This window comes from Kitasatospora sp. NPDC091257 (assembly GCF_044757675.1).
GTDB lineage: Bacteria > Actinomycetota > Actinomycetes > Streptomycetales > Streptomycetaceae > Kitasatospora > Kitasatospora lactacystinica.
Genome location: NZ_JBIVVI010000419.1, coordinates 1 through 6,807 on the forward strand (window position 1 = coordinate 1; position 6,807 = coordinate 6,807).

Consider the following 6,807-nt stretch of genomic DNA (forward strand, 5'->3'; position numbering starts at 1 on the left):
CCCCGCCGAGCCCTACCCGGGCCCGGCCGAGGAGGACGCCCCCGACTACGGCGGCCAGGACTACCCGCAGTCGTACGAACACGGCCAGCCGTACGAGCAGGGCCAGCCCTACGAGCAGGGTCAGGGGCAGCCGTACGAGCAGGACTACGAGCGGCCCCGCTACGACACCGGCGGCTACGACCCGCGCCAGGCCCCGTACGGCGGCCCCGGCGGCGGCCAGGGCTGGCAGGGCTACCAGGAGCAGCCGCCCGCCTACCGCGACCCGGAGGAGCCCGCGCCCCGCCAGGCGCCGCGGCCCGTCCCCGGCCCGCCCGCGACCACCCAGGGCGACCTCTTCGGCGGCGCCTACGGCCCCGGCCCGAACGAGCAGCCGCGGGCCGGCGCCGGCCGCCGGGCCGGCGGTTCCCGCCCCACCGGCGGCCGTCCCGCGGAGAAGGCCTCCCCGGAGCGCTCCGCCGAGCGTCCCGGCGTCCCCGGGGTGCCCGCCCCGCCCGGCGCTCCCCCGGCCGGCGGCTCCCGCAAGGACGAGCCGGCCGCCCGGCTGAACCCCAAGTACCTGTTCGACACCTTCGTGATCGGCGCCAGCAACCGCTTCGCGCACGCGGCGGCGGTGGCGGTCGCCGAGGCCCCGGCCAAGGCGTACAACCCGCTCTTCATCTACGGCGAGTCCGGGCTGGGCAAGACCCACCTGCTGCACGCCATCGGGCACTACTCGCGCAGCCTCTTCCCGGGCACCCGGGTGCGCTACGTGTCCTCGGAGGAGTTCACCAACGAGTTCATCAACTCGATCCGGGACGGCAAGGCGGACACCTTCCGCCGCCGCTACCGGGACATGGACATCCTGCTCGTGGACGACATCCAGTTCCTCGCGAGCAAGGAGTCCACGCAGGAGGAGTTCTTCCACACCTTCAACACCCTGCACAACGCGAACAAGCAGATCGTCCTCTCCTCGGACCGGCCGCCCAAGCTGCTGACCACGCTGGAGGACCGGCTGCGCAACCGCTTCGAGTGGGGTCTGATCACCGACGTCACCCCGCCGGAGCTGGAGACCCGGATCGCGATCCTGCGCAAGAAGGCGATCCAGGAACAACTCAACGCTCCCGCCGACGTGTTGGAGTTCATCGCCTCCCGGATCACCCGCAACATCCGGGAGTTGGAGGGCGCCCTGATCCGGGTCACCGCCTTCGCCAACCTCAACCGGGCCCCGGTGGACCTGGAGTTGGCCGGGATCGTCCTCAAGGACCTGATCCCCGGCGGGGACGAGGACGCCGGCCCGGAGATCACCGCGCAGGTCATCATGCAGCAGACCGCCGCGTACTTCGGCCTGGGGGTGGACGACCTCTGCGGATCCTCGCGCAGCCGCGTGCTGGTGACGGCCCGGCAGATCGCGATGTACCTCTGCCGTGAGCTCACCGACCTCTCGCTGCCGAAGATCGGTGCGCAGTTCGGCGGCCGCGACCACACCACGGTGATGCACGCGGACCGCAAGATCCGCTCGCTGATGGCCGAGCGGCGCTCGATCTACAACCAGGTCACCGAACTCACCAACCGCATCAAGAGCTAGCCGACTCCGTGCCGGGTGTCGTGCCGGGTGCCACGCGGCGCTGCACGGCACGCGGCGCGGTACCGCACGAACACCCGGCACGGCACGACGCGGCACGGCCCCAGGGCGTCAGGAGCGAATCCTGACGCCCTTTCGCACGTCCACAGGTGTGCGGTGCGCGCCGGCTGGGCAGGGATGCCGTCGACGGACGTTCCGCCAGTCCACAGCCCGCGCCGAACAACTGACCGGTGATTCGAAAACCGAGGGCGCGCAAGGCCGTTGTCCACAGGACCGGCCCCTCCTCCACCGTCCACAGGGTGGGGAGTGCGGAGTTATCCAGAATTCGTCCACAGGCCCGTCACCGCTACGCTCTTCCGCGCAGGTCACGTGCCTGTGGACTTGTGCACAACGGTTATCCACAGGCTGTGGACAGTTGACGGGCCGCCACTGGGCCGTCCGGGTTATCCACCGGTTGTCCCCAGGGGAAGGGCGGTTATCCCCAGGTTGTCCACAGCGGCGTCCACAGTTCGACAACCGTGGGCTACCGTTCATACCCTGGTGTGAAAGGCGTCACGAAAAGTTGACCGGCGCCCGTGGATAACCGGGCCCGGATCTGGGGACAGCCCTGGGGATAACCTGTGGATACCCAGCGTGGCCTGTGGGTAACGCTCGGCTGTCCACAGCGCGGCCTGCCCGTCCACAGCCGCCGTCCACAGCCGCTGTGGACAAAATTCGGGCTCTGACCTGGGGAAACGGGGTTATCCACGGTTTCCACAGGCCCTACTACTACCACTACACATTTAGACCCCGGACTTGCTTTCAAAGTGGGTGGGCCCCGAATCTGTGGACAACCGGTCTCCGACAACCGTTCGGGTTGCTTGCGCCCGTCTGCCCCGTCTGTCGGCGGAGTACGTCAGACTGTCCTTGCGACTGGAAGCGGAGTGACCGAGCTCGGCGGACAGCCGAACCGACGATCAAGATCAGACGAACCAGAGTGCGAGCGGGAGCGCTCGATCCAGGAGGCGGTTACCGGTGAAGTTCCGGGTGGAGCGTGACGTCCTCGCGGAGGCGGTGGCCTGGGCTGCCCGCAGCCTCCCGGCACGGCCGCCGGTGCCGGTGCTGGCCGGCCTGCTGCTGACCGCGCAGGAGGGCAGTCTGGCGCTGTCCGGCTTCGACTACGAGGTCTCGGCCCGGGTCGAGCTGGAGGCGGACGTCGAGGAGGCCGGCACCGTCCTGGTCTCCGGCCGGCTGCTGAACGACATCTCCCGCAACCTCCCCAACCGGCCGGTGGAGATCTCCACCGACGGCCAGCGCGTCAGCGTGGTCTGCGGCAGCTCCCGCTTCACCCTCCCCACCCTCCCGGTGGACGAGTACCCCGCGCTCCCCCAGATGCCGACCGCCACCGGCACCGTCTCCGGCGACGTCTTCGCCTCGGCCGTCAGCCAGGCCGCGGTCGCCGCCGGCCGGGACGACACCCTCCCGGTGCTCACCGGTGTCCGGGTCGAGATCGAGGGCGACCGGATCACCCTGGCCGCCACCGACCGCTACCGCTTCGCCGTCCGCGAGCTGCTGTGGAAGCCCGAGCAGTCGGACATCTCCGCCGTCGCGCTGGTCCCCGCCAAGACCCTCCAGGACATCGCCAAGTCCCTGGGCAGCGGCGACAACGTCTCCATCGCGCTCTCCTCGGGCGGCGCGGGCGAGGGCCTGATCGGTTTCGAGGGCGCCGGCCGCCGGACCACCACCCGGCTGCTGGAGGGCGAGTTCCCCAAGTTCCGCAGCCTGTTCCCGACCGAGTTCAACGCGATCGCCGCGATCCAGACCCAGCCCTTCCTGGAGGCGCTCAAGCGCGTCTCGCTGGTCGCCGAGCGCAACACCCCGGTCCGCCTCAACTTCGAGGAGGGCGTCCTGACCCTGGAGGCCGGTTCGGGCGACGACGCCCAGGCCACCGAGCGGATCGAGGCCTCCCTGGAGGGCGACGCCATCTCGATCGCCTTCAACCCGGGCTACCTGGAGGAGGGCCTCAAGGCCATCGACTCCCCCTTCGCCCAGCTCAGCTTCACCACCCCGACCAAGCCCGCGCTGCTCAGCGGCAAGGTCTCGGTGGACGCCGAGGAGGACAAGGCCTACCAGTACCTGATCATGCCGGTCCGCCTCTCCGGCTGATCCCGCCGCGTCCTACCGTCCACAGGCTGTGCACACCCGCTGTGCACAGCCTGTGGACGTCTCCCCCGCCCGGCCCGACCGCAGACGGCCGGGTCCGCTCCAGCGCGTAGGCTCAAGGAGTGCGGCAACGGCGCCGCCGGCAGGCACGTCACCACAGGTAAGGACTTGGTCATGGAGCTCGGCCTCATCGGTCTCGGCAAGATGGGCGGCAACATGCGCGAGCGGATCCGCCGCGCCGGCCACACCGTCATCGGGTACGACCGCAACCCGGACATCTCCGACGTCGACAGCCTCCAGGAGCTCGTCACCAAGCTCCAGGGCCCGCGCGTGGTCTGGGTCATGGTCCCGGCCGGCGCCGCCACCCAGGCCACCGTCGACGAGCTCGCCGAGCTGCTCTCCCCCGGCGACGTGGTGGTCGACGGCGGCAACTCCCGTTGGACCGACGACATCAAGCACGCCGAGGCGCTGGCCGCCAAGGGCATCGGCTTCGTGGACTGCGGCGTCTCCGGCGGCGTCTGGGGCCTGGAGAACGGCTACGCGCTGATGTACGGCGGCGACGCCGAGCACGTCGCCAAGGCCCAGCCGGTCTTCGACGCCCTCAAGCCCGAGGGCGAGTTCGGCTCGGTGCACGCGGGTGCCGTGGGCGCCGGCCACTTCGCCAAGATGGTCCACAACGGCATCGAGTACGCGATGATGCAGGCCTTCGCCGAGGGCTGGGAGCTGCTGGAGGCCGCCCCCGAGGTCACCGACGTGCGCGAGGTCTTCCGCAGCTGGCAGGAGGGCACCGTCATCCGCTCCTGGCTGCTGGACCTGTCCGTCCGCGCCCTGGACGAGGACGAGCACCTGGACAAGCTGCGCGGCTGGGCCGCCGACTCCGGCGAGGGCCGCTGGACCGTCGAGGCCGCGATCGACCACGCCGTGCCGCTGCCGGCCATCACCGCCTCGCTGTTCGCCCGCTTCGCCTCCCGCCAGGAGGACTCGCCGCAGATGAAGATGATCGCCGCGCTGCGCAACCAGTTCGGCGGCCACGCGGTCGAGTCCAAGTAACCAGCAGGTCCTCCACAAGAAGGCGGGCGCAGTCCACAGCCATGCACGTCGCGCATCTGTCGCTCGCCGACTTCCGGTCGTACGCCCGGGCCGAGGTTCCGCTCGACCCGGGCGTGACCGCCTTCGTCGGACCGAACGGCCAGGGCAAGACCAACCTGGTCGAGGCGATCGGCTACGTCGCCACCCTGGGCAGCCACCGGGTCGCCACCGACGCCCCGCTGATCCGGCTGGGCGCCGAGCGGGCGGTGGTCCGCACCTCGGTGGTGGACCGCGGCCGCTCCACCCTGATCGAGCTGGAGCTCACCCCGGGCAAGGCCAACCGGGCCCGGATCAACCGCTCCGACAACGTCCGCCCGCGCGACGTGCTGGGCCTGCTGCGCACCGTGCTGTTCGCCCCCGAGGACCTCAGCCTGGTCAAGGGGGACCCGGGTGAGCGGCGGCGCTTCCTGGACGAGCTGCTGACCGCCCGGGCACCCCGGCTGGCCGGGGTGCGGCAGGACTACGAGCGGGTGCTCAAGCAGCGCAACGCCCTGCTGAAGACCGCCGCGATGGCCCGCCGGGCCGGCGGCGGCAAGGGCGCCGACCTGTCCACCCTGGAGGTCTGGGACGGCCATCTCGCCCGCGCCGGCGCCGAGTTGACGGCCTTCCGGATCCAGCTGGTGGCCGCCCTGCAGCCGCTGGTGGCGGCCGCGTACGGGCAGCTCGCCCCGGGCGGCGGCGACACCGCCCTGGAGTACCGCAGCTCCTTCGAGGGCGAACTGCCGACCAGTCGCGAGCAGGCCGAGGAGCAGCTGCTGAACGCGCTGCAGGCGGCCCGCAAGCAGGAGGTCGATCGCGGCGTCACCCTGGTCGGCCCGCACCGCGACGAGCTGCTGCTCAGGCTCGGCCCGCTGCCCGCCAAGGGCTACGCCAGCCATGGCGAGTCCTGGTCGTTCGCGCTGGCGCTGCGGCTGGCCTCGTACGAGCTGCTGCGCGCCGACGGCGGCGAGCCGGTGCTGATCCTGGACGACGTGTTCGCCGAGCTGGACGCCGCCCGCCGGGACCGGCTGGCCGAGCTGGTGGCCGACGGGGAGCAGGTGCTGGTGACCGCGGCGGTCGCCGAGGACGTGCCGAAGGCGCTGGCCGGCGCCCGGTTCGCGGTCTCCGACGGCGCGGTGCGCCGGATCGACGCCTGACCGAACGCTCTTCCAGCGGCGGCTTCCGCCCGGGTACCCCCTTCACCGGCGCCGGTGGTGCCCCCGCTCGCCGGAGTCCCCTTTCACCGGTGCCGCCGCACCCGGACCACCACACCGCCGTCACGCACCGCGACCACTTCCGCGCACCGCCCACCCCCGCTCCGGTCCGAGGGGTCCGGCCGCTCCCGTAGGCTGGACGGCTCGGCGGGCGCGCGACCGCGACCGTTGTCCACAGGCTGGGGAAAGGAGATCGCCGTGAGCGAGCCGGCGGAGCACTCCCCCAGGTCCGGAGCACCCAAGCCCGGAGCTCCCGAGCCCGGAGCACCCCGGTCCGACGCCGCCGAGCCCGGCGCTCCCGCGCCGACCGGTGCCGACCTCGCCCGCTCCGCGCTGCGGGCGGCCCGTGCCCAGGCCCGCCAGCGCGGTGAGCAGGTCCGCGAGAAGCGCGAGGCGAAGCGGCACGGCCTGCGCAGTGGTGCCCGCTCGGACGGCCGCGACCCCGTCCCGCTGGGTGCGGCGCTCAACCGGCTGCTGACCGAGCGCGGCTGGGAGTCCTCGGCCGCCGTCGGCGGGGTGATGGGCCGCTGGCCGCAGATCGTCGGCCCGGACATCGCCGCGCACTGCCATCCCTCCTCCTACGACGAGGCCGCCGCGGTGCTCACCGTGCAGTGCGACTCCACCGCCTGGGCCACCCAACTGCGCTGGCTGGCACGGCAGTTGGTGGCCCGTCTGAACCACGAGCTGGGGCACGGGACGGTCCGGACCATCAAGGTGCTCGGCCCGGCGGCGCCCGCCCGCGGCTACGGCCGGCTGCGTGCGCCGGGGAGCAAGGGGCCGGGCGACACCTGGGGCTGACCGGGGGACCGGGCGGCCGCCGGG

The 6,807-nt window shown here is 72.1% G+C and carries 5 protein-coding genes; all 5 read left to right on the forward strand.

Features of this window, described 5'->3' with window-relative positions; translation table 11 throughout:
• On the forward strand, window positions 1-1,564 hold a 1,564-nt coding region (gene dnaA / locus ACIQOV_RS20225; protein ID WP_401050249.1), incomplete at its 5' end, for a chromosomal replication initiator protein DnaA.
• A 1,011-nt stretch (window positions 1,565-2,575) separates the two neighbouring features.
• Window positions 2,576-3,706, forward strand: a complete 1,131-nt coding sequence (gene dnaN / locus ACIQOV_RS20230; RefSeq protein WP_074001900.1) for a DNA polymerase III subunit beta — start codon at window positions 2,576-2,578, stop codon at window positions 3,704-3,706.
• A 171-nt stretch (window positions 3,707-3,877) separates the two neighbouring features.
• Window positions 3,878-4,753, forward strand: coding sequence for a phosphogluconate dehydrogenase (NAD(+)-dependent, decarboxylating) (gene gnd / locus ACIQOV_RS20235; protein WP_359906995.1), 876 nt, complete (start codon window positions 3,878-3,880; stop codon window positions 4,751-4,753).
• A gap of 41 nt (window positions 4,754-4,794) precedes the next feature.
• A complete protein-coding gene (recF, locus tag ACIQOV_RS20240; protein ID WP_359906992.1) occupies window positions 4,795-5,928 on the forward strand; it encodes a DNA replication/repair protein RecF in 1,134 nt (377 codons plus the stop codon).
• A gap of 390 nt (window positions 5,929-6,318) precedes the next feature.
• Window positions 6,319-6,783, forward strand: a complete 465-nt coding sequence (locus ACIQOV_RS20245; RefSeq protein WP_223244507.1) for a DciA family protein — start codon at window positions 6,319-6,321, stop codon at window positions 6,781-6,783.
• Window positions 6,784-6,807 lie beyond the last annotated feature (24 nt).

Bases quoted from the DNA above. Each gene is read 5' to 3' on its own strand.
- gnd (WP_359906995.1), top strand. From the start codon at position 3,878: ATGGAGCTCGGCCTCATCGGTCTCGGCAAGATGGGCGGCAACATGCGC.
- recF (WP_359906992.1), top strand. From the start codon at position 4,795: ATGCACGTCGCGCATCTGTCGCTCGCCGACTTCCGGTCGTACGCCCGG.